Origin of the sequence: Bacillus sp. SIMBA_005 (assembly GCF_046535585.1) — a bacterium.
Lineage (GTDB): Bacteria > Bacillota > Bacilli > Bacillales > Bacillaceae > Bacillus > Bacillus pumilus.
This window is the reverse complement of record NZ_JAWRWI010000899.1, coordinates 1-248: the sequence shown is the minus strand read 5'-3', so window position 1 is coordinate 248 and position 248 is coordinate 1. Positions and strand designations below refer to the sequence as shown.

Below are 248 nucleotides of genomic sequence, written 5' to 3'. Positions count from 1 at the left end.
AGCTGAAAAAAGCCGAAAAGGAAAAGATCAAGCTTGATATAAACGAAAAAACAAATAAATATCCTGACTATGTTTCCTATGTAAATGATGAATTCACACAGCTTGTTTCCTCATCCGAAGGCTATGACAAACGTCTTGAAAAAGCTTCCGGAAAGGCGAAACAAAAAATACAGGGTGAGCTTTCCGACAGAGTCAGCACATTGTTAAAAGACGGTGTGAAGATTTATACGGCGCTGAATCCGTATATG

Annotated in this window: 1 pseudogene; it reads left to right on the top strand. The window is 38.3% G+C overall.

Going from position 1 to position 248, the window contains the following annotated elements:
* Positions 1 to 248 (top strand): annotated as a pseudogene (locus tag SB660_RS22665) (transglycosylase domain-containing protein); the annotation flags it as partial.